The following is a 21,196-nucleotide window of genomic DNA, read 5'->3' as shown; positions in this document are numbered from 1 at the left end:
ACTACCTCCTAATATGCTAAATTAAGTTCGATTTTTTCGTCTTGAACTTTTGTTATATCTTCAACAAAAGTTTTAAAAACATTGTTTCCTAGATGCAATATTAATTCAATAGGAGTTTTATTGTCTCTATCTGAATTTGTTATTAAAGCATTTTCTCCGTTTGTTTTTTCAAACATTGATTGTGGGTTTGTGCTAATTATATTGTGATTCAATTCACTTGTGAAACTTCTTTGAGTTTCTTTTGCTACTTCTTCCATTGCACTTTGAACAGGTTTAATATTGTCTTCTATACCTTCAGCAAGTCCTAAGTTTAAAAATTCTCCTATTTCTGCAAAAACTCTTGATGGAGAGTGAATACCAAAGAAACTTTTAACTTTGTTTACAACACTTTTACAAGCATCTATTGCAGAAGATATTACATTTTTAACAGCTCCTGCAATACCTCTCGCAAGACCCATTAGAAGTTGACCCCCCATAGATACAAACTCAGATATAAAACTTCTTATTGATGATAATATTTCTAAAATTATTGAAGGTATTTTTGCAATAACTTCTGGAGCTTTTCTAATTATCCCCGCAAGCATTTTACCAATTAACTCTACCCCTTTTTGTAGAAATTGGGGCAAATATTCTCCTATTTTTCTAATTAAAGCTATTAGTAAATTAGTTAGAGTTGAAATAATCTGTGGAAGATTATTCCAAATACCCATAGCCATTCTTCCAATTAATTCAATCCCTTTTTCTAAAAATTGGGGCAAATTATCAAGTATTGTTCTTAAAAGTTTATCAAGAACATCTACTATGCTCTTTGTTATAGCCGGAAGGTTATTCCAAATTCCCATCGCTAAATTTTTTATTATATCATACCCTGCTTGTAATATCTTTGGAAGTGCATCAAAACAAATCACAAGCATTGTATCAAGTATTTCTCCCATTCCGGTTATAACATTTGGCAAAGCACTTATAAGTCCATTTGTAAGTTCTGTTATAAGACTTACACCGGTTTCTAAAAACTGTGGTAAATAATCTGTTAAAAATACATTTATCATTTCACTAAAATTAGCCCAAAAACCATCCATTCCAAAGTCAAAACCACTTGCTAATGAATTTATCATATCTGTTCCCATTTGAACAAATTGTGGTAATGCTATTTGTACAAAAGTTATTAACATTCCTGGAAGTTGTGCTAAAATATTTCCAATCATAGGTATTAAATTGCCGAACAAGAAAGTACTTACGGTTCCTGCCAATCCTTGAAGAGCAGGTTCAAGTCCCTCTCCAAGTGCTAATGCTCCTAAAACGTCTTGGAATGATGCTTTCATAGCATTAAAAGAACCTGTAAGAGTTGTTGATGCTTCTTTTGCAGTTGTTCCTGTGATGTCTAATTCGCCCTGAATTACATGAATTGCAGAATAAACATCATTTAAGTTATTTATATCATATTTAACACCAGTTATCTTTTGAGCATCTTTAAGAAGTCTTTCCATTTCTTTCTTAGTTCCACCATAACCAAGTTTTAAATTATCGAGCATTGTATAATTTTGTTTAGCGAAACCTTGATAAGCATTTTGAATAGCTTCCATTGATGTCCCCATCTTGTTGCTGTTGTCTGCCATATCTATCATAGCCATATTTGCAGTTTCTGCAGCCTTTTTTGTATCTCCACCTAGAGATTGTAAAAGACTAGCTGAAAAACCTGTTACATTTTCCATATAAGCATTAGCAGATAATCCAGTTGATCTATAAGCTTCTTTTGCATAGCCTTTTACTCTATCTGCATTATCTTTGAAAAGCGTTTCAATACCTCCCAAAGATTGTTGAAGTTTTCCACCTTCTGTAAGAGTTGATAATAGAGCTTTTCCAATTCCTGCTGCAATAAAGACTTTTTTCAACGTAGAAACTATACTTGAACCTGCACTTTGTCCAGCTTTAGAAGCTTCTCCGTCTAATTGTCCACTAATTGCTCCTTCAAGCCCTTTTGCAGACGGAACAATTTGGACGTAGGCTTTACCAATATCACTCATTATTATCACTCTCCTTTTCTTTTATATTTTTTAATATTTTTGCTTTTGCTTTTTCAAACTCCTCACTGGAATTAAAACTACTTACATTGTCTTTAGATTTTTCAATTGTATCTAATAACATTTTAGGTTTATTTCTTCCTTTTTGTGCATCTTTTGTATTTGCATACACTAAAAGAGTTAATCTATCGAAAATTCCTGCTAATAAATAGTCTTTAATTTCCATTTTTGAATTAAGAATTTTCATTTTTAATCTTGAATTGTCGCGAAGTCCATAAACTAAAATTGCCACTGTTGATAGTGGCAATTTCTTGTAGTCTATTATGTTATATGTTTCAGCAAGATCGCAAATTATTAAATCCTCATTTTCTTTTATAACTCCAGCAAGGAATACTAGTTTTTTACTTTTTGATTGCTTTTTAAAATTTCTTCTAAAATTTTACTCATCTTTTCAGTAGAAGCATATCCATCTTTTTTCTTTAAAAATTCTATTAAGTTTTCTTTTTGTTTTCTTCCTAAAAGTTTTTCAAAAACTTTAGGAACTAAAAGAGGATTAGAGTCCACATCCACCATTAACTCTAATAGTTCAAAGTCATCTAAAGCTTTGTCTGAAATTTCAAATTTAAAACCAGATTTAGTAATTCCCTTAATCATTGTTATTCTCCTTTTACGATATATTCAGTATGAGTTTTATTTCCATTAGTTGGAAGTGCTTCAATTGTTACTTCATAACCTATTGCATCTTCGTCAGTATAATTTATTTCTCCGATTTCAGTAATTACTCCGTTTGGAATTACAATTCTTTTTATTATTCCACCTTTTAATATCATTTCTATAACTATGACATGTGGTTCTGCAGGATCACTTGTTGCTTCAACAGTAATTCCTGTTTCTAAAGTGCCAGTTACATTTTTGTCTCCATATATTTCTTTTAAAACATCTGTGTTTAGTGCCTCAATCAATTTATAAGTAAATGTATCTGGTTTTTCTGTTTGAGTTGCTAAAACTACCTCTCCACCCCAAGCCTTAATTTTTTCAGATTCTGGACTATTTTCATTATTTAACCCATCTTCTGAAATATAACCTAAATTTTTAAAAGCCTCATTAAGTGCAGTTTTTGCATCTGTTGGTAATACTGTTCCAAGTGGTGCAACACTTATTGCTCCACCTATTTTAGGTTTCCCATAACTTACGTTTTTTGTATCTGCCATTTTTTTCTCCTTTTTTAATAATGTTTGATTTCAAATACAGCTTGATATCTGTATCTTTTAGTTTCTTCATCTGTAAAGTTATAATCACTATTCAGTTTTACAGATACTATATCATCTAAATTTATCATTTTTTCAACTGCTTCTTTTAACTTTTCATTTAGTTCACAAGCTTTATATAAACTTTTTGCATAACTTTGAAAAGCGAAAGTTGTTGATTTTAAATGATTAGCTTTTGAACTTGAAGTTTTTTCAAAAATTACAAAACTTTCAGTCTCATTTTCTTGATGTTCTAAAAAAACGTCAACTTTTAAATTATTTTTTAAAAATTCTCTTATTACTATTTCAATCATATTATCTAACCGCTTTTAATAATGTGTTATTCTTAAAGTTGTCTCTTTTTGCTTTTTTTGTCTTCGCTCCAACAGAAGCATTTGCTCTTGTTTTTCCAATGTATATGTCTGTTTCATATCCGGAACCACACCTTGCAGCAATTGCTTTTGCTTTTTCACTTAATACTGATTGCATTGGAGTTGACTTCATAAGTTCACTAACTCCTTGCCTATTAATCTTAAAATTTTTAAGCATATCGTTCCACCATAACTTTCTTATGCCAACTTAACGGAATCATTTCTTCTATTCCTTCTATAACTCCCCCAAAAACTTTATATTTCTTATTAAAAAATATAACTTCTTGATTTTCCCAAATATTTTCATCTCCCTTTGGGATTGCAAGAGTATATTCTATTTTTTTTCCATATAAACTTAAAGAGTTTGTTATATCTTCTGTAGTTGGCTGACCTATAAGCACATTATCAACTTTTATTTCTTTATCTGCAAAAATTGAATTTCCAAATGCATCTTCTCCTACTTTTATTTTGTTAATTAACGTAATTGTAATTCCTTTAATTCTTGCCATAAAGTTCAATCACTCCTATTTTTTGCCTTTTTAGTCCTAATCTTGAAAGTTCACTTTTTTTAATAAAAAGTCCTCCACCTGGATTTAAAAAAGTTCCACTTACAGAGTAACCTAATGCACTTTCAGAACTCTGTATCATTGGTTCTGAATTTGTAGAAGTCATTAATGTTCTTGCAACAATATCAACTGTTACAGATTTTAATACACTTTTAAAAACAGAATCTTTTTGTAATTCATCTAGGTCTTTTCTCACTTTTTTTGCTTCAAATCTTAGACTATCAGAAACTATTGGTAATAATGCTTCTGCTTTCTTTACCTCATCTGGTTGCAATTCTCTAAAAAGTGATATTACATCTTCAATAGTTGCAAAATTACTCATTTTTGCCACCTACTTTTTATTTGATTTTTTTCCTTTTTTGGGTTCTTCTGTATCTTCTGTAGTTTCTTCTATTTCTTCTGCTTCTTCTATTTCTTCGCTTTCATTTGCAATATTTTCAATTACTTTTTCCCAGTCTTCGCTAGAAATCAGACAAGGACTATCAATGATAGCCCCTGTTATAACATTTTTATATTTCATATTAAGCCTCCACAATTCTTACAAAAGATTTTGCATCTAATATTCCCCATCCTATGAAAGCCTCTGCTCTTAAATAAACTTGATTATATCCTTTTAAGTCTTTTCCAGAGTTGTCAGGATCTCCATATTCTATGACTTGAAGTGGAATTTCTTTTGCATAACCCCATTTAAACATATTAGCAAAGTCCCCTATAATAGACCTATCTTTTACTTGGTCTCCTTCTGATATTGTTGTGTTTATATCAGCAGGTAATCCATTTATAGTTCCCGGATTAGCTCCCCAAGCAAGTTCAGGATATTGTTTAACTCCATTAACTTTTAATTTTGCTAGTTCTTGTGAAAAAATAGGAGACATTGCAACCCCTGACACTTCTCCATTTGCTCCTTGAATCATAGCAACTGCAGTTTCAATATTTTCTTCAATTTGTGCTTTATCGAATGTTACAGTTTGAGTAACTAAACTATCAAAATGATTTGTTGAAATAACATCTGAAGCTTGTTTTGTTCGTGGATTAAGTCCATGAAAAGCCATAAGGTCAATACCTCTAGCAACCTTCTTCGCAAAGCCTTCATTAAATGCTTTTAAAATACTGATTTTTTCTTCATCCGCCGCATATATAAATTCATCTGAAACCCTCGCACCATACTCAATTTTAATTGGTATAATTTTAACAGGTTCAACAGATACTCCACCTTCTGATTTTTTTCCGTTTTCTGCAACAACATCTACATCTTTATCAAGAGTGAAAGTAAATATTTTATTTCCATTGAAAGATACTGGTACTTGTTTTGATAAAACTGCAAGTGATGATTTGCCTTTTACTTTGTTAATTAAATCTGTTACTAATTCCGGGTCAAACAATGTACCCTTTGATAATACTGCCATAATTTTATTCTCCTTTTAATCCTTTTAATATATTTTGGTATGCCACATCTTCTCCTTTTGTATTTGTCTCTGTACTTTTTAAAGGTGGTGGCGGTGTTTGTGATTTGAAAAAGTCTGATAAACTTTGTGCATCTGCCTTTATACTATCCTCATCATCTCCTGAAATTCTGCCGGCTAAATTATAAGGTATGCCGTTTTCAAGAGCATACTTTATTTTTAAAGATGATAAATCATGTGCTTTGACTTTTCCTGTCAGTTCTTCAATTTGCTTTTCAAGTTCTGTTTTACTTGATGTTGAACTTTCTAAACTTTTCTTAAGTTCTGTCAATTCTTTTTCTAAATCAACATTTTTGTTTTTAACTTCGCTATAATCAGTAAACTGCTTTAAAATAGATTCTTTTTGCCTAGCAAGTCTTTCTTTTATAGCTTCGTCAAACTCTTCTTGTGTAGTGATTGCTTTAAATTCACTCATTCTTTTTCCTCCTATTTGTCCAGTTTGATTCTGTATTTTTATATTAAAAAAGACACTTTAAAAAGTGTCTTTAATAATCAAATATTTAATTTTAATATCTTATTTTTTGCTTTTTAGCAGGTTTTGATATACTGCATATCCAATGTGCTAATAATGCACTATCCATCAAAGAAATATCATTATCTTCAAATTGTGATTTATATCCAAATCCCCCTCCGCTTCCAATTAATCTTTTTTCGCAATTAGTTACAACTTTTGTTAATGATGGTTGATTGTTATGACAAATACTATTTTGATATATTCCTTGTTCCCACATAGAATTTGCCACAATTACTTCTTTAACCGTTGGTAAAATTGGTGCTTTTATTTTAAACTCTTTCATTTCATCTGCAAGTATCTTCTGACCTGATTGCCCATCAACAACAATATCTGCAATATCTGCATTTTTTAAAAAGTTTATTATCCAAAAATTTCCATTTCTAACTGTTTGACAATCAATGCTTTCTATAAAAATTCTTTCATCTTCGGTTTTAACTGCGATACTCATTGAAACATTTGTTCCATCCGCTCCATATTTTATTCCTACAAATAATTTTCCTTTAAATTTAGGAATTTTGTTAATAATTAAATTATCCCAATCAACTTTTGAAATTGCAGACTTTTGATTATATCTTATCCAAAGTCCTAATCTTTGTATGTTAAAGTCAATCTCATCATCTCCAATTTCATCTTCTATAGATCTTTCCGTTAGAATTGTTCCTAAGCTTGGATTCGTTAAATACCATAATTCTTTATTATAAAGATCAGACTGTTCTTCAACAGACCATTCCGCCCAACCTGTGTTTTTAGTCTCTCCATTTAAAGCTTTTTTTCTTAAATTAGTAAAAACTGTTCCGGAACTAACGGGAGTTGGTGGTGTCCCACAAAGTATTGTTTGTGGATTTTTGCTGTCTGATACAACATATTTTAAAGCACTTTGTTGGTCATCAGTATATTCTTGAGCTTCATCAATTACTAAAAGGTCAAAACCTTCTCCAAGTCCTCCAGTCGAAGTTCTTGTTCTAAATTCAATTACTCCTCCTGTTTTTAAAAATTCAATTCTTTCTCTACCAGATGCCCTTAAACTTGTATAGTCAATATCTTCTTTAAATCCTGCTTGAGATATTATTCTAAGTAATCTCTCCCAAGCTGCATGGGAAGTTGTAGTTCTGTGAGCAGTGTGATTTATATGTTCCCCTTCATTGAGTCCATATAATTCTCTCATTGCTATAATTTCATTTTTTCCATTTCTACGAGGTACAGAATAACCAAATTTAGTATGAACCCAAAGACCTTTTTTGTTCTTTGCTAAAATTGCTTTTAATAAGTTATTTTGCCATTTTTGAGATTTCCTTCCGCTTCTCTCATAAAGTTCAATAGCTTTTTTGTAATCGCTATTTTTTGTTGATAAAATTAGAGACTGTGTGGGTTTTTGATTTCCTATTTTTTTCTTAGCCAATCTATTATATCCTTTTTTTAACAATAAAAAAGCAACTATAAAGATTTTACAGTTGCATTTTTGCTATTTAATTATTTGATACCAAAATCTTCAATATTAAACCCTCTGCCTTCTAAATCATTTTTTATCATATCTATACATTGTGCATAACCATCTAAAAGACCTATATTATAATCTGTTTTTGTATTTAATTCCTTGTCTAATTCTGTTTTTCTCTGAACAATTCTTTCAATTATACTTATCAAAGTATCTTCACTGAATTGCCAACTTATATCATTATTTTTCATTTTTCCTCCTTATCTCTTTCTTTCTTTCATAAATAGACTTTTCAAAATTTGATATTTCTTTTTTCCAGTGTTTTATTCTTCCTCTTTTAATTTCTATTGAAACCTCATTCCAGTCTGAATAAAATTTTTCAGGATTTTTTATTTTTTCTTTATGTTCTTCAACTTGCTTTTCTAAATTCTTTATACCCTTTTCTAATTGAGATATTGTTTGTTTTTTGATGTCTTTTTCAGAAAACAATCGCAAATTTATTCTTAAAGAAGGTTTTTCAACGTCTCTTCTTTTTTCTATTTTAATATTATTATCTATTTTTTTAGGTTTATTTACAAATGTTATTTTTTTCGACCATACATCTTGTTTCTTTCCGTCTCCTGGAAAATATTCAACAATGCAATTACAACGGTTATGTCTCCTATAAACATCCTTTGGAACATCAGGATAATTATATTTTCCTGATATCTTATCACACCACTTGCAACATTTTCCGCTTGATATTCTTCTTACTACAGGTCTAAGACCTAATTCCGCATGATATTTTACATTTTCTTTTATAGTATCATCAACAACACTTTGACAAAATGTTTTTACAGGTTCATCTAATATCCATTTTATTTTATCATAATCATCTCTAACTAACCTAGCAATAATTCCATCTGCTCTATCCTGGTTAAAATTTGGGGTAATTATTTTACCACTTATTTTTGATGTTTTATTCAAATTTTTCATAACATTAGTTGAATATTCTGTAATGACTTCATGAGCCTTTTTAAAACTTGAATTTACAAGCTTTTCCGCCATTTCTTGATACATTTTTTTGTTGTATAACATATCTGATTTTATAGTATCTTTAAAAACATCAGACAAAATGTTTCCAACTTCTGTCGCTAAATCATTTGCATTTTTAAAAGTTGCTTTGTTTTTTTTAAGAACTTCAAGAGCTTTTTTTATCTCTTTACTCTGCTTCCATCCTTCATCAAAATGATTTATTATGTTTTCTATAATTTCATCAATATTATAAATATTATTCATTGTTTGCCCCTTCAATTCCTGTTAAGTCAGATAATGTTCTGCCATCAAAAAATCCGGGTATTGCTTGATTTATCTTTATTGCACCATCTCCAATGCTTGATAATGTTGCAGAATCCGGTTCAAATACTGGTTGCCATTTTGGTTTCAAATTATAGAAATGATTTCTCCTATATGTAAAATCATCTCTTAAACAACAAGCTAGATATCCAACATTTAAAAATCCGCTTCCAAATGTCTTCTGAGCTTTTCTTGCATACATTCTCAACGTTTCATGGCTTGCTTTTATAGCTTCACTTGAACTAGGATTATCACTTACAAATCCTAAATCATCTAAAGTTAGTCCTGTTTCTCCTGCGAATCCCGCTGCAGCAGTTCTTAATTGTTCTGTAAATGGAGACATACTTGGTGTTGTAAATTGCCCTAGCTTTGGGCTGTCTCCTTGTTCATCTTTTGTAAACTGTAACATACTTGAAATTGTAGCTTTCCAACTATCCATTGGTTCAGCATCATTACTCAATCCCACTACATATTTTTGAGGGAAAGAATAAAATTCTGCCGTAATATCCGCTCTTTCAAATGTTCTATTTGCAAAACTTTGATAATACATACATGCTCTAGTAATTCTGCTATGCCCAAAAGGTCTTTTCGCATCCGGTCTGTAAATAATTGGCACTAAAAGTGCATAAGGTGCTTTATTTTGATAGCTATAAGCATATTTACCTTCTACATAATAATCCGTTCTACCCGGAATAAAATAAGCTTCTAAAATAGCATTTCCATTATCATCTTTATTTAAAATAGCATAACCTTCTGTCAATAAATTTGTAATAGGATCTATAATTCCTGTAGCTTGGTCTCCTTCGATAACTTGCAATCTTGGAATTTCATCATCTCCTTGTGAAATGTAGATAAAGCAACAGGAAGCAATTAACGCACTTAAAATCGCACTATCAAAGAATACATCAGGATTATTCATTTTGAAAATTTCATTAATTCCAAAATAGTCATCACCAAATTCTTTAAAACTTAATCTATCTGCTAAATTATCAACAGCTTTGCTACACCAACCCAAAGTTGATTCATATTTTTGTCTAATTTCGGGCGGAATTGTTATACCTTTTTGAGAAATTTTATGTTTCATAGTGTAATAATCATACCTTAACGAAACTCTTTGTTTCAGTTGATTTAACTTATTTCTTAAATAGTCAATCCCTTTATAATTTTCCATTATAATCTCCTTTTTTCGCGTGAGAAAATTTGTACAGTCGCCAGTGTGAATGGCTAGCGGCCGAGAGAGGGGGTGGTATGCCCCCCTTGTCTCACTTTTCTTTGTAGTTTATCCAGTCATTTGACTGTGGTAAATTTCTGTTTCCAATTTCTATTGTTTTTTTCTTTTCTATATTCAAAAATAACTTATCACTTTTTTGCCTGTTACATTGCCAATGTGCTAGTTGTAAGTTATTAATGTCGCTTGGATGTCCACCTTTTGCAACTGGAATTATATGATCTACACAAGGTGCTAATGGATTTGGAGTCTTTAAAGTCATATCTATTTCCTTCCCACAAATACCACAAATGTTTTGTGTAGATAGTATCTTCTTTCTATTCTTTTCATAAGCTGCACGGTGTCCTGGCATTTTATCAGGTCGGATAATTTTCATTTTTTGATTTCAACCTTTCTATAAAATTTAGGGGGTAGGTATAAAATATATTTAACTTTTATAAAACAAAAAGAGAATAACTAAACATTACTCTCTTCTTGCTATAAATATATGAAAGGAGGTTCTCATGAACACATCTCTAATTTATATTTTACAATATTTTATAATATAATTATAACATGTATTTTCCCTAATAGTGTACGGACTTTGTCCGAACTTCATCTCCTATTTCCAACTAATCTTTCAGTCATTTTTAATAGAGCTTTATTTAGTTTATCATAAATCACACTTCTTGAAATGAATTTATGTTTTTCTATTTTTTCTACATCCCACTTTTTAAAATATTTTAAATCTATTAGTTCTAATTCTTCTTTGCTTAAATAACTCAAACCTTTTTTAATTTCTAAATATTCATATTCAACTTTTTTTAATTGTTGCGAAAGAGCTATTTGTTCACTTAGTAAATTCAATCTTTTATTTTCTACAACATTATAATCTGAACTTCCACTACTATATGATGTTGGATTTGAACTTCCAACATTTGTTAATTCAGATTCTATATACTCTAATCTTTCACTAATATTTTGTAATGTTTCTTCTTTGTGTGAATAGTGATATAACTTCTTTTCAAATGCAGCAACAAATATATCTTTATTCATATCTTACTCCTTGTTTAATTTAATCACACAATCAATGTCCGTAATTTTGAAGAGATTGTTATTTATATTTATATAGCTTTTATTATCTTTATTCACTTCTATTATTGCATCAATATAATCAAAATGTTCTTCATCAATATATTCATCATTAATTCCGTTTTTAAAAATAACTCTGTGTGAATATTTTGAGTGTTTTGCTTTATATAATTCTTCTCTCAAACTTCGATTCTCTTTTTGTAGATTTTCAATTACTTCTTTTCTTTCTGAATCCCTTTTTATAAATTCCTTTTCTAAATTATTGAATTTACTTTCCCAAATTTTTCTTGAAATAGTTTCTTTTCCTAATTCTAAATCTTTACACCTAATTCCCCATAAATTAATTCCTGCTATTATAAAACTTGCTATAAAAAGTATTGTGATTATATATACTAGTTTCATTTTTATTCTCCTTTTTCAATTTTTATTTTTATATTTTTTAAAAAGTCAATTCCTATACTATGTTTATAAAAAATTTCAAAACTTTTTAAATCATCTGCAGTTACACTCTTCTTTCCAAAGTACTTTCCCATATTCAACCATACCTCAAAAGGAACAAAGAAATATCTTTCTGTAAGTCCCTCTGCAAAGCAAATGCAAACAGCAGTTATACAGTTTAAGTTATGGTTTCTTTCAAGTTCTGCATTTTGATTTTCTGATAATATACTTCTTTGAATTTTTGATTGACTTGTATATTTACACTCAAAAACTATACATTGCCCATTCATAAAGCAACCTTTGAAATCAGGTTCTGCTTTTCTCAAAAATTGACCTTGAAATTTTCCACCAGGCAATTTTTTTAAAACTCTAAAAGGTTCTGGTACTTTATGTATGTTTGCAATGTTTTTTTCACGATAGTAATTACAAGCTCTTTCTATTTCTTTTTCAAAGAAATGTCCTTGTGCATTATTCTTTAAACTTTGAAATTTCTTTTTTTCATCTATCATCTTTAAACCTCTTCTTTTATCGCACTAATTTTTGATATAGTTAATTTAGTGTTTTCTTGTGCATTTTTCAAAATGAATTCTTTACCATCTTTTGTGAGTGTGCCTTTTAAAGCACTTTCATCATTTGTAAAAAAGATTTTTATTTTCTTCCCAACATATTTATTTAACATAGATCCATCTACTGCCATTAATTTATCTCCTTTTCAATTTCTTCAAATTTTCTTCTAACAATTTTTTCTTCCAAGTTTCCGTTCTTAACCAATTGTTTGATGTACTCATAAAATTCTTTGTATTTATTTTCTGTTTTTTGCCAATTTTCTCCGAGTTCTATTTTTCCATTTTTGAATTTTATTTTGTCTTTTAAACTTCCTTTAATATCACATTTCCAATCAATATCTTTATCTAACTTTATATTCATTCTTTTCTCCTTAACTTTAAATAGATACTCCATCCTGTTATTTCATTGTAAACAGCTTCATATCCATTTATTACGTCTCTAATTTCCCAATCAGGATATTGCTTTTCCCAAAACTTTTTATCTAATCCCCTCCTTACAATCTTTTCAACTTTTCTTTTAGTGTATTTGTAATCATTTGTTCTGCTTTCCGGTCTTGTTAAATTTTGACTACAAGTCCACTTTCTTTTTTGAGTAAGGTTTCTAACTATGTATTGACTAACTCTTGTTATTCCCTCAACATAATCATACTGAACTCTTTGAGCATTTGCATATCCGAACCTTTTTCCTTTCTTTTCTCCTTTCTCTCTTTTAGCTCTCCATAAATCTTCTACTAAGTCTCTTGAAATGTTTCCATTTACAATTAAATGATGATGAGGTCTTACCTCTTCAACATATTCTTCTTGCTCTTCTGTTGTATATGAAGTAACAAGCAAATACTTTAAGTCTTCTAATCCTAACTTTTTTCTTAACCTCTTTAATCTTCTTAAAAAGTTTTGTATATTTCTTTCAAGTTCTTCTAAAGACTTAGGCAGCATATCGTCATTATATGTTAAGTGCAAAATCAAATCTCCCTCTCCAAAATTGCTTTCTGCAATTTGAACAAATCTTCGTTTTGCATTTTTATCATTTAAGTTTTTTTGCTTCTGCAGACTCTCTTTTTCTTTCTTAGATCTCTTCCCTTTTCTTTTTCTTGATACAGTCATAGGATAAATATCTACTTCAAGATATTTTTCTCCACAGAATATTTTTTTCTCTCTTACAAAATTGAATCCTAAAATATTATTCATAATACCACCATTATTTTTTTATATTTTTCTTTTCTATAAATTTTGTTTTATGGTCGAAAAGATAATACCCCTTACAAGCTCACAAAAGAGGTATTATTTTCCCCTCTTTTTCTTGCATTTTCCAATAAATTGTGGTATAATAACATTGATTAGAAATGTTTTATCTTATCATTTCTTTTAAAGGTTTGATAAGATATACCACTTAAAAGCACTTGAAAAAGTGCTTTTTTATTTTGCTTCTTCCTCTCCATCTTTAGAACCTACTTTTTGCTCTAATGCCTCTTCTAAATCTGATATAACACTAATTATTGCTCTTATTTCTGTTAGTGCTAATTTATAATTAGAAATTCCAAGACTATTTATACAAAGTAAAGAATTTCTTTTAAATTCACTTTGTAATCCACTAAAATATAAATCATCTATATTAATTTTTTCTTTATCTTCTGTTTCTTCTGTTTTTATATCTTTCAAAAAAGCTATTGTTAATGAATTTTTATTTTTGTCTAATAATTCTGCACATGCTTTAATTCCGTTTTCTGTTTTTTTGAAAATAAGGGATTGAATTTTATCATATTCAACACCATTATAAAAAACACTACTTTCTGCTATCATTAATTTCTTTGCTGCCGTTGGGTTCATTCTGTTTCTCCTTTCTTATTTTGTTTTTCCTATCATTTCATAATGTGTCCTTTTTGATTTACCATTTTGAAATAATTGTGTATTTAAAATATTATCATCATTTTTAATCATTCTAAAAAAATCCTTTTGATTTTCTAATGCAACAATTAATAGTCCAAATGCTCTTTCACATTTTTTAAAACTATCATATTCTCCTAAAATAATATCTCTACTTACTGGATCAAAATATGATGCCATTATTTTTTTCTTACTAGAATGAATATTTATATTTCTTATTTTTTCTCTTTCTAAAAAGATTATATTCCTTTCATCTTCTGAAATTATTATCATAATTTTACTCCTAATCAAAAATACTTAATTGTTTTTCATCTTTATCTGCTCTTTTTGTCCCGGATAAAAATGATTTTATTTCTTCTTCTATAAATCTATCAATTTCATCTTCTAGCTTTCTTATCCTCTTTTTTGAAATTGCTATCTCTCTTTCAAGTGCTTCAATATCAACCTCTTCTTTTTCTTCAATTTTTACAGGTATTCTCCACCTATCTTCTACATCTTTGCAGAGTTCACTGTGTATGGTGCTTTTAGTTTTACAATCATAAATTTCTTTTATGACTTCAACATCCGTCTTTTCTTTATCAATAATCAAAAATAAAACGAGTATTGAAGTATCTTCAAAAGCATTTTCAATAATGTTTAATTCTTTAACTGTATTTTTTAAATAATTTCTAAAATCTTTTTCCATCTTTCTATAAGCAATACCTGGAAAACAAATATAAAATCCAAATCTCTTACTATATTTCAAAGATTTTAAAATGAAAATATCATCAACTACTCCTGACTTTTTAAAAGAAAAATCTTTTTGAATATTCTTTTGCTCTTCCTCGCTTAACTCTTTAAACTTTAAAGAAAAAGGATAATTCATAACTATACAATCTGCTTTAACGTCGCTTTCATAATTAAAGAAACTTACATTTGAAATATCTGAATCCGGGTAATTTTCTTTAAAAACATCACAAGCATTTTTTTGAATTTCTACTCCATATATCCATTTAGGTTTTATATGTTGTTCTAGCTGACCGCTTCCAACTGCTCCATCAAAAACTGTAATATCTTCTCCAACATACTTTTTTACTTTTTCTGCTAGATACTTTCTAAGTTCTTGACCTGTTATGTATTCTGCAAACTTGTCAGCAATGTCTCTATTGTTAAACTCTTTCATTTCTACTCCTAAAATGGAATTTCTTCATCCTTTGCCTCTTCAAATCCTAAATCAAAGTTATCAAAAGGATCTGCTGCTTTTTCTTTGCCGTCTCCCCAGTCTATAAACTGTACTCTTTCTGCACATACTTCTGTAACAAATCTTCTTGTTCCGTCTTGTGTAGTATAACTTCCTGATTGTAATCTTCCTTGAATTGCTACATTTCTTCCTTTTTGTAAATATTTTTGACAGTTTTCTGCTTGTTTCCCCCAAACAACTATATTTATAAAATCTGCTGTTTGCTGTCCTTTTGCTTCTAACTCTTGTTTCTTTTCTTTTGATAGTCCTTTATCTACAGCAAGAGTGAATCTGCAGTAAACACTGTCTGTACCACTTATGTATCTTAGTTCCGGGTCTTTAACTAATCTTCCAATTAAATTTACACTATTCATAACTACCTCTTCCTTTTTAAACTTTTTTAAAATTTTATTAGATCATTTCTTTTATAAAATTCATAATAAAAAGCATTATTGCAAATGCAACTAACATTCCATACATACAACCTTTGAAAAATATCTCATTTTCTTTATCTTCTATATCTTCTGTGTCTTCTATAGTCTCTTTTTCTGTTAAATTTGATATTTTGCTTATTGTACTTTCTTTAATTTTGCTATAATCAACAAAACTTTCTAATTTAGTTGAAGCACTAAAATCATCATAACTTTTTACCATCTCTTTTCATCTCCTCTATTTCTTTTCTATTTTTCTTTATTTCTTTCTTTACAAATTCTCCATAAGTGAATTCTTTATATGCAAGTTTTATTGCTTCGAACTCTTCAAAAGTTAGAGAATGAATATTTTTTAGTTCTATATATTTTTCACTCTTTCTAATTATTAGAAGATTTTCACTACTATATTTTTGATAAATTATTTGATTTTGTCTCTTCTTGTATATCTTCCAACCTAACTGTTTCAATGTTTTTGTTTCAGACATTATCTCTTCCTCTTTCTTTCTATCTCTTCTAATCTATTAAGTTTCTTTTGCATTTCATTCATCTGTTGCTTTGCTTTATATGAGAAGTCTATAAATTTATAAAATATATCGTTGAACTCCTTTGTGAGTTTATCAAAAGTTTTTTGAAACTCTTTTAGCTCTTCTCTTAACTCTTCTGCACTACTCATAACTTACTTCATTTCCCTCTTCAACTTTTCATACATTTTTCTTGCCTCTTCTTCATCTCTACTCACAAAACATGACAATCCTTCGCCATCTTTTCTTTTTGTTAAAATCTCATAAACAAATCTATATCCTATCTTCGTTCTTACAAGTTTTAACTCGTTTGTTTCTGCAATAGATTCTTTATTGTTCATATTCAACCTCTTCTTTAAGACCTAAATATTCATAGAATTGTTTCTTGTTTATATAAAATGTTCTTCGCTTTCCTTTCTCTTTCAATGTCATTGAAATACCAAAAGAAAACTTTCCTCTTGCAATCCCCTCTCTCAAAAATGTGAGAGTAACTCCCATCATTTCTGCTGCTTCTTGAATTGAAATTCTATTTTCTTTCATAAGTATTTCTCCTTTCTTTTTGTTTCTCCCCTTTTGTGTTATAATCTAGTTAGAAGGGGGGTGTTATTATGAAACTAAGTGATATTGATTTAATTAATCTAACAAATATCTACATTCAGCAAAATAATCTTGCTCAAGGAATTAATGAAACTGAATTTGTAGATAAGTTTTTTGAAATTTATAAAAAAATTTCTAATCAGTTTGATATTAAACTTTCTGAAATTGACCAAAAAAACAGTGAAAATTTTCAAAAAGCTTTTTATTAATCTTTTTAAGGGAACTTATTGTTCCTCTTTTTCATTTTCTTGTTCTTTAAAAAGCAAATTTATACCCTTTACAATTCCTCTACCATAAGGTGTTAATATTTCTTCTGGAAATTCATTGTTAATTTTTTCTAAATATTTAAAAAAATTTATAGCCCACTTATTTGCTTCAACAAATTCATACTCTTTCATTTTTTTGTTTTCTTCCATCTTTTTCTCCTTTCTTTTTGTTTCTCCCCCTTTGTGTTATAATCTAGTTAGAAAGGGGGTGTAATTGTGGCTAATAAAAAACCTATTAAACCAGGTACTGATAACAAACCTAAAGGAACTTATGTCGAAGTTGGTCCTCAAGGCGGAAAAGTTAAAGACCCAAGAGTTGTAAAAATAGATCAAGGCGATAGATTGCCTCCAACTCAAAAACCTGGTAATGGTTGGGTTAAAAAATAACCCTTAAAGCTACTGTTCTTTTACAGTGGCTTTTTTAAATCTCAATTCTTTTTCTCCAAAAACAATAGCATCTTCCAAAAATATTTATCTGTAACCAACTTTCAGCATACCTTTTGTTTTCTTCTTCATATTTTGTAATATAATGTTTTAACATCTCTTTCTCCTTTCTTTTTAAAATGCCAATAAATTTACTAAATGTGTTTTTAATTTGCAAAAAAAATATATTCTACTGATTCTTCAAAAAATTTAGCCAATCTAATTTTTATTTCATCTCTTGGAATTCTATTTCCTTGCTCATACATTGAAATAGCTGAAACTCCAACTCCAATTTCTTTTGCTAATTCTTCTTGTGTTAATCCCTTTTTTAGTCTTAACATTTTTAGTTTTTCAGAAAACTCTTTCATATTTTCTCCTTTCTTAATTAAATTTACTAACTGTGTAATTATATGATAACACACTTAGTAAATTGTGTCAACACTTTTTGTAAATATTTTTTTAATAATTATTGATTTATTTCACGTTTTGTGATAATATGTTGTAAAGGAGTTGATTTTATGCAATTTAAAGATATTTTAAAAAAATTGAGAGAAGAACAAAATTTAAAACAAAAAGAACTTTCTTTAAAATTGAATCTGTCTCCTTCATCTATATCTATGTATGAAAATGGAAAAAGAACACCCGACATAGATACATTTGAATTAATTGCAGACTATTTTAATGTAAATTTAGATTACTTAAAGGGAAGAAGTGACATTAAAAGACCTATATTAAATCCTAAAGAAGAAAATATAACTGAAAAACTAGAAGATATTCCTTGTACTACTTTAACATATTTCGATAATGTATGTGTTAATTGTAGTAGTCCTTTGATTCCTGAATGTTCAGATATTGAAATAGAAGAAGCTAGTATTTCTAATAATATACTAGGTAAATACGCCAACAACTCCAATCTTGTAGCAATAAGATCTCGTGGAGATAGTATGGATAAAATAATACCAGAAGGCAGTATTATTTTAATAAAAAAATTACTCCCATTTGAAAATGTCCAAAATGGAGATATTGTTATGTATTCATTTGAAGATTGTTGGAGTATTAAAGAATTTATTAAAAAAAATGACTGTGTAATTTTTAGACCACATAGTACAAACAATTCCCATAAAGATAATATTTATACATTTGAAGATATGGAAAACGGAATGGAAGTTCCAAAAATTATTGGAAAAGTTGTATTTTATGGAGTTTCTCTATAATATTTTGAGGAGATATGAAAATGAGTATAGAAAGAGTATATAAAGGTAAATCTTTAATTTTAAATCCAACAGATTTTATAGTTTTAGATATTGAAACTACCGGATTCAATCCTAATTTTGATAAAATTATAGAAATATCTGCAATAAAAGTAATTGACTGCATACCAGTTGAGATATTTTCAACTTTAATTAATCCTGAATGTCCTATTGGAATGTCTTCTTTTTTAACAGGAATTACAGATAAAATGGTTGTTAATTCTCCAAAGATTTATGAAGTTCTTGATTCTTTTATTAATTTTATTCAAGATTATCCATTTTTAGGATATAATATTAGTTTTGATGTAAATTTTTTATATGATAATATTCTATTATACAAAGATATGTACTTAAAAAATGATTTTATTGATTTGTTAAGATTTTCAAGAAAGTTATTCCCAAATTTACCAAATCACAAACTAGAAACTATATCAGAATATCTTTCTTTTGAAAAGCAAAAACATAGAGCATTAGCTGATTGCTCATTATGTATTGATGTTTATAACTATTGTTTAAATGAAATAAATGATAAATACCAAAATTTTGATAATTTTAAAAAATTATTTGATAGAAATTATAAGTATAAACGAACTTATAACAAAGAAAATAGTTTTAAAGAATTTTTGAAAACATTACAATCACAAGTGGTTGATTTTGATACATCAAACCCCTTATATGATAAAAAAATTGTATTTACAGGAAAATTAGAAAGATTTCTTCGAAAAGAAGCAAGTCAAATTGTTGTAAATTTAGGCGGAATTGTAAAAGATAGTGTTACAAAAGATATTGATTTTTTAGTTTTAGGCAATAATGACCTCTGCAAAACTTTAGTTGATGGAAAAAGTAACAAACATAAAAAAGCAGAAGAATTAATTTTAAAAGGCTTTGATATAAAAATACTGATTGAAGATACTTTTTATGATTATATAGAAGATAATTTATAATCTTTAATAGTAAACAAAAATATTTGATTAATATATAAAAAAGGGGTATAATTTAGTTATCCGAAGATGTATTTGGCATCTTCCATTAAAATTAGATGTTCCAGCAATCTTATAGGATTGCTACTAAGTGTAAAAGGCCCCTTTAGGGTCTTTTTTAGTATCTATAAAGGGGGTATTGTAATTGTGAAAAATCCAAATGGATATGGTTCTATTATTAAACTTTCAGGGAAAAGACGTAATCCATTTGCAATTGTAGTAACAGATGGATTTGATGATAATGGTAAACAAATTAGACGTTACATTTCTTATCATCCTACAAAAAAAGATGCTATGATTGCACTTGCAAACTATAATGCTAATCCTTATGATTTAGAAAAATCAAATATTACCCTAAGGCAATTATTTGATTTATGGTATAATCAAAAATTTAAAAAAGAAATAAATGTTGAAATTACTAAAAATATGATTTCATATAAAGCAGCATTTTCTCATTGTAAAAAATTTCAAGAAAAGCCTTTTTTGGATTTAAGAGCAACACATCTTCAAGAAATTATTGATAATTGCCCTGCAGGTTATCCCACAAAAAAGAAAATCAAGACTTTATTCAATCAATTATATGATTTTGCTAGATTTAAAAACTTAAATATTAGAGATAAATTTAATGAACTTGTAAAAGTAACAAACGATCATAAAGCTAGAAAAAAAATTCCTTTTTCTGAAAATGAAATTGAAATTTTATGGGACAATGTAAATGACAAGTTAAACTTGGATATAGCTTTAATTTTGATTTATACTGGATTTAGAATTTCGGAATTATTAAATATTGAAACTGAAAATGTAAATCTTAAAGAAATGTATATTAAAGGTGGAATGAAAACAGAAGCAGGTATTGATAGAATTGTACCAATTCATCATAGAATTTTACCTTTTATTGAAAACAGATATGATGAGAATAATAAATATCTAATTGTAAATAAATTTGATAGAAAATTCCAATATTCTAATTTCAAAAGAGAATTTTGGGAAAGATGGATGAAAGAATTTAAAATGGAACATTCCCCACACGAAACAAGACATACAACAGCTACACTTTTAAAAAAATATAATGCTGATGAACTTTTTAGAAGAAGAATATTAGGACATGCAGTAACTGATACTACAGATAAATTTTATACACATGAAACATTAGAACAGTTACAAAAAACAATAGAACTATTACCTTGATAGAGTGAGTTATCACTCTATTTTTTATTGTAATTTTGTATGCTACCTGTATGCTACTTGTATGCTATTAATAAGTTTTTATACATTTTTTAGCTTTTTAAAACAATTTAAGCAATAAAAAAGTGTTGGAAAATACGTATTTTCCAACACTTCGAATTTCTTTGTCTTATCTCTTTGAGAAT

General features: G+C 28.4%; 38 protein-coding genes. 5 read left to right on the top strand and 33 right to left on the bottom strand.

Annotated features, from left to right (window positions below):
- Positions 1-8 precede the first annotated feature (8 nt).
- From VJI94_RS07405 to VJI94_RS07255, 31 genes are all read right to left on the bottom strand, one after another.
- Positions 9-2,024: a hypothetical protein gene (locus tag VJI94_RS07405; RefSeq protein WP_324008882.1), complete on the bottom strand. Its 2,016-nt coding sequence runs from the start codon at positions 2,022-2,024 to the stop codon at positions 9-11.
- Positions 2,017-2,313, bottom strand: a complete 297-nt coding sequence (locus tag VJI94_RS07400) for a DUF5361 domain-containing protein (RefSeq protein WP_324008881.1) — start codon at positions 2,311-2,313, stop codon at positions 2,017-2,019. Before VJI94_RS07400 ends, VJI94_RS07405 begins: the two co-directional genes overlap by 8 nt.
- Positions 2,314-2,414: 101 nt before the next feature.
- Positions 2,415-2,675: a hypothetical protein gene (locus VJI94_RS07395; RefSeq protein ID WP_324008880.1), complete on the bottom strand. Its 261-nt coding sequence runs from the start codon at positions 2,673-2,675 to the stop codon at positions 2,415-2,417.
- A gap of 2 nt (positions 2,676-2,677) precedes the next feature.
- Positions 2,678-3,232, bottom strand: coding sequence for a phage tail protein (locus VJI94_RS07390; protein ID WP_324008879.1), 555 nt, complete (start codon positions 3,230-3,232; stop codon positions 2,678-2,680).
- Between the two features lie 14 nt (positions 3,233-3,246).
- A complete protein-coding gene (locus VJI94_RS07385; protein WP_324008878.1) occupies positions 3,247-3,582 on the bottom strand; it encodes a hypothetical protein in 336 nt (111 codons plus the stop codon).
- Position 3,583: 1 nt separating this feature from the next.
- Positions 3,584-3,817, bottom strand: coding sequence for a hypothetical protein (locus tag VJI94_RS07380; RefSeq protein WP_324008877.1), 234 nt, complete (start codon positions 3,815-3,817; stop codon positions 3,584-3,586).
- Complete coding sequence (locus VJI94_RS07375) at positions 3,810-4,148, bottom strand: hypothetical protein (protein ID WP_324008876.1); 339 nt, start codon at positions 4,146-4,148, stop codon at positions 3,810-3,812. Before VJI94_RS07375 ends, VJI94_RS07380 begins: the two co-directional genes overlap by 8 nt.
- Positions 4,135-4,527 carry a phage Gp19/Gp15/Gp42 family protein gene (locus tag VJI94_RS07370; RefSeq protein ID WP_324008875.1) on the bottom strand — a complete coding sequence of 131 codons (393 nt, stop codon included), beginning with the start codon at positions 4,525-4,527 and terminating at the stop codon, positions 4,135-4,137. The genes VJI94_RS07375 and VJI94_RS07370 overlap by 14 nt, the downstream gene beginning before the upstream one ends.
- Before the next feature lie 9 nt (positions 4,528-4,536).
- Positions 4,537-4,725: a hypothetical protein gene (locus tag VJI94_RS07365; protein ID WP_324008874.1), complete on the bottom strand. Its 189-nt coding sequence runs from the start codon at positions 4,723-4,725 to the stop codon at positions 4,537-4,539.
- Between the two features lies 1 nt (position 4,726).
- On the bottom strand, positions 4,727-5,611 hold the full coding sequence (locus VJI94_RS07360; RefSeq protein WP_324008873.1) for a phage major capsid protein: 885 nt from the start codon (positions 5,609-5,611) through the stop codon (positions 4,727-4,729).
- A gap of 4 nt (positions 5,612-5,615) precedes the next feature.
- Positions 5,616-6,083, bottom strand: coding sequence for a capsid assembly scaffolding protein Gp46 family protein (locus VJI94_RS07355; protein WP_324008872.1), 468 nt, complete (start codon positions 6,081-6,083; stop codon positions 5,616-5,618).
- Between the two features lie 91 nt (positions 6,084-6,174).
- The gene (locus VJI94_RS07350; protein WP_324008871.1) at positions 6,175-7,605 is read right to left on the bottom strand and encodes a terminase; all 1,431 of its coding nucleotides are present in this window, start codon (positions 7,603-7,605) and stop codon (positions 6,175-6,177) included.
- Positions 7,606-7,652: 47 nt separating this feature from the next.
- Complete coding sequence (locus tag VJI94_RS07345; RefSeq protein WP_314558722.1) at positions 7,653-7,868, bottom strand: hypothetical protein; 216 nt, start codon at positions 7,866-7,868, stop codon at positions 7,653-7,655.
- On the bottom strand, positions 7,858-8,895 hold the full coding sequence (locus VJI94_RS07340) for a hypothetical protein (protein ID WP_324008870.1): 1,038 nt from the start codon (positions 8,893-8,895) through the stop codon (positions 7,858-7,860). Before VJI94_RS07340 ends, VJI94_RS07345 begins: the two co-directional genes overlap by 11 nt.
- The gene (locus VJI94_RS07335; RefSeq protein WP_324008869.1) at positions 8,888-10,123 is read right to left on the bottom strand and encodes a hypothetical protein; all 1,236 of its coding nucleotides are present in this window, start codon (positions 10,121-10,123) and stop codon (positions 8,888-8,890) included. Before VJI94_RS07335 ends, VJI94_RS07340 begins: the two co-directional genes overlap by 8 nt.
- Before the next feature lie 91 nt (positions 10,124-10,214).
- Complete coding sequence (locus VJI94_RS07330; protein ID WP_314558714.1) at positions 10,215-10,556, bottom strand: HNH endonuclease; 342 nt, start codon at positions 10,554-10,556, stop codon at positions 10,215-10,217.
- Between the two features lie 218 nt (positions 10,557-10,774).
- The gene (locus VJI94_RS07325) at positions 10,775-11,215 is read right to left on the bottom strand and encodes a hypothetical protein (protein ID WP_324008868.1); all 441 of its coding nucleotides are present in this window, start codon (positions 11,213-11,215) and stop codon (positions 10,775-10,777) included.
- Positions 11,216-11,218: 3 nt separating this feature from the next.
- On the bottom strand, positions 11,219-11,653 hold the full coding sequence (locus tag VJI94_RS07320; protein ID WP_324008867.1) for a hypothetical protein: 435 nt from the start codon (positions 11,651-11,653) through the stop codon (positions 11,219-11,221).
- Between the two features lie 2 nt (positions 11,654-11,655).
- Positions 11,656-12,198, bottom strand: coding sequence for a Holliday junction resolvase RecU (locus VJI94_RS07315; protein ID WP_324008866.1), 543 nt, complete (start codon positions 12,196-12,198; stop codon positions 11,656-11,658).
- A gap of 2 nt (positions 12,199-12,200) precedes the next feature.
- Positions 12,201-12,386 (bottom strand): hypothetical protein, encoded by a 186-nt coding sequence (locus VJI94_RS07310; RefSeq protein WP_324008865.1) that lies wholly within the window; start codon positions 12,384-12,386, stop codon positions 12,201-12,203.
- A complete protein-coding gene (locus VJI94_RS07305) occupies positions 12,386-12,616 on the bottom strand; it encodes a hypothetical protein (protein WP_324008864.1) in 231 nt (76 codons plus the stop codon). Before VJI94_RS07305 ends, VJI94_RS07310 begins: the two co-directional genes overlap by 1 nt.
- On the bottom strand, positions 12,613-13,443 hold the full coding sequence (locus tag VJI94_RS07300) for a hypothetical protein (RefSeq protein ID WP_324008863.1): 831 nt from the start codon (positions 13,441-13,443) through the stop codon (positions 12,613-12,615). Before VJI94_RS07300 ends, VJI94_RS07305 begins: the two co-directional genes overlap by 4 nt.
- Positions 13,444-13,671: 228 nt before the next feature.
- Positions 13,672-14,082, bottom strand: coding sequence for a hypothetical protein (locus VJI94_RS07295; RefSeq protein ID WP_324008862.1), 411 nt, complete (start codon positions 14,080-14,082; stop codon positions 13,672-13,674).
- A gap of 15 nt (positions 14,083-14,097) precedes the next feature.
- Entirely contained in the window at positions 14,098-14,412 is a 315-nt protein-coding gene (locus VJI94_RS07290; protein WP_324008861.1) for a hypothetical protein, read from the bottom strand.
- A 10-nt stretch (positions 14,413-14,422) separates the two neighbouring features.
- Complete coding sequence (locus VJI94_RS07285; protein WP_324008860.1) at positions 14,423-15,301, bottom strand: N-6 DNA methylase; 879 nt, start codon at positions 15,299-15,301, stop codon at positions 14,423-14,425.
- 8 nt (positions 15,302-15,309) lie between these two features.
- The gene (locus tag VJI94_RS07280; RefSeq protein WP_324008859.1) at positions 15,310-15,732 is read right to left on the bottom strand and encodes a single-stranded DNA-binding protein; all 423 of its coding nucleotides are present in this window, start codon (positions 15,730-15,732) and stop codon (positions 15,310-15,312) included.
- A gap of 37 nt (positions 15,733-15,769) precedes the next feature.
- Positions 15,770-16,012 (bottom strand): hypothetical protein, encoded by a 243-nt coding sequence (locus tag VJI94_RS07275; protein ID WP_324008858.1) that lies wholly within the window; start codon positions 16,010-16,012, stop codon positions 15,770-15,772.
- Positions 15,996-16,274, bottom strand: coding sequence for a hypothetical protein (locus VJI94_RS07270; protein WP_118059303.1), 279 nt, complete (start codon positions 16,272-16,274; stop codon positions 15,996-15,998). The genes VJI94_RS07275 and VJI94_RS07270 overlap by 17 nt, the downstream gene beginning before the upstream one ends.
- Complete coding sequence (locus VJI94_RS07265) at positions 16,274-16,462, bottom strand: hypothetical protein (protein WP_118059302.1); 189 nt, start codon at positions 16,460-16,462, stop codon at positions 16,274-16,276. The genes VJI94_RS07270 and VJI94_RS07265 overlap by 1 nt, the downstream gene beginning before the upstream one ends.
- A gap of 3 nt (positions 16,463-16,465) precedes the next feature.
- Entirely contained in the window at positions 16,466-16,651 is a 186-nt protein-coding gene (locus tag VJI94_RS07260; protein ID WP_324008857.1) for a hypothetical protein, read from the bottom strand.
- On the bottom strand, positions 16,641-16,850 hold the full coding sequence (locus tag VJI94_RS07255) for a hypothetical protein (RefSeq protein WP_004832598.1): 210 nt from the start codon (positions 16,848-16,850) through the stop codon (positions 16,641-16,643). Before VJI94_RS07255 ends, VJI94_RS07260 begins: the two co-directional genes overlap by 11 nt.
- 68 nt (positions 16,851-16,918) lie before the next feature.
- Here VJI94_RS07255 and VJI94_RS07250 point away from each other — a divergent pair, with 68 nt between their 5' ends.
- Positions 16,919-17,116, top strand: a complete 198-nt coding sequence (locus VJI94_RS07250) for a hypothetical protein (protein ID WP_324008856.1) — start codon at positions 16,919-16,921, stop codon at positions 17,114-17,116.
- Between the two features lie 15 nt (positions 17,117-17,131).
- Here VJI94_RS07250 and VJI94_RS07245 read toward each other — a convergent pair whose 3' ends face one another.
- Positions 17,132-17,323 carry a hypothetical protein gene (locus tag VJI94_RS07245; RefSeq protein WP_324008855.1) on the bottom strand — a complete coding sequence of 64 codons (192 nt, stop codon included), beginning with the start codon at positions 17,321-17,323 and terminating at the stop codon, positions 17,132-17,134.
- 66 nt (positions 17,324-17,389) lie between these two features.
- On the opposite strand from VJI94_RS07245, the gene VJI94_RS07240 reads away from it, so the two are divergent.
- Complete coding sequence (locus VJI94_RS07240; protein ID WP_324008854.1) at positions 17,390-17,560, top strand: YjzC family protein; 171 nt, start codon at positions 17,390-17,392, stop codon at positions 17,558-17,560.
- A 203-nt stretch (positions 17,561-17,763) separates the two neighbouring features.
- On the opposite strand, the gene VJI94_RS07235 is transcribed toward VJI94_RS07240, so the two are convergent.
- Entirely contained in the window at positions 17,764-17,964 is a 201-nt protein-coding gene (locus VJI94_RS07235; RefSeq protein WP_324008853.1) for a helix-turn-helix transcriptional regulator, read from the bottom strand.
- Positions 17,965-18,114: 150 nt separating this feature from the next.
- On the opposite strand from VJI94_RS07235, the gene VJI94_RS07230 reads away from it, so the two are divergent.
- The 3 genes from VJI94_RS07230 (at position 18,115) to VJI94_RS07220 (ending at position 21,014) form a co-directional block, all read left to right on the top strand.
- Positions 18,115-18,810 carry a LexA family transcriptional regulator gene (locus VJI94_RS07230; RefSeq protein ID WP_324008852.1) on the top strand — a complete coding sequence of 232 codons (696 nt, stop codon included), beginning with the start codon at positions 18,115-18,117 and terminating at the stop codon, positions 18,808-18,810.
- Positions 18,811-18,830: 20 nt separating this feature from the next.
- Positions 18,831-19,790, top strand: a complete 960-nt coding sequence (locus VJI94_RS07225) for an exonuclease domain-containing protein (protein WP_324008851.1) — start codon at positions 18,831-18,833, stop codon at positions 19,788-19,790.
- A 183-nt stretch (positions 19,791-19,973) separates the two neighbouring features.
- Positions 19,974-21,014: a site-specific integrase gene (locus VJI94_RS07220; RefSeq protein ID WP_324008850.1), complete on the top strand. Its 1,041-nt coding sequence runs from the start codon at positions 19,974-19,976 to the stop codon at positions 21,012-21,014.
- Positions 21,015-21,196: the final 182 nt, after the last annotated feature.

It is taken from the genome of Parvimonas sp. D9, from assembly GCF_035282565.1.
Lineage (GTDB): Bacteria > Bacillota > Clostridia > Tissierellales > Peptoniphilaceae > Parvimonas > Parvimonas micra.
The sequence above is the reverse complement of the archived record's forward strand: the minus strand, read 5'-3'. Positions and strand labels throughout refer to the sequence as shown.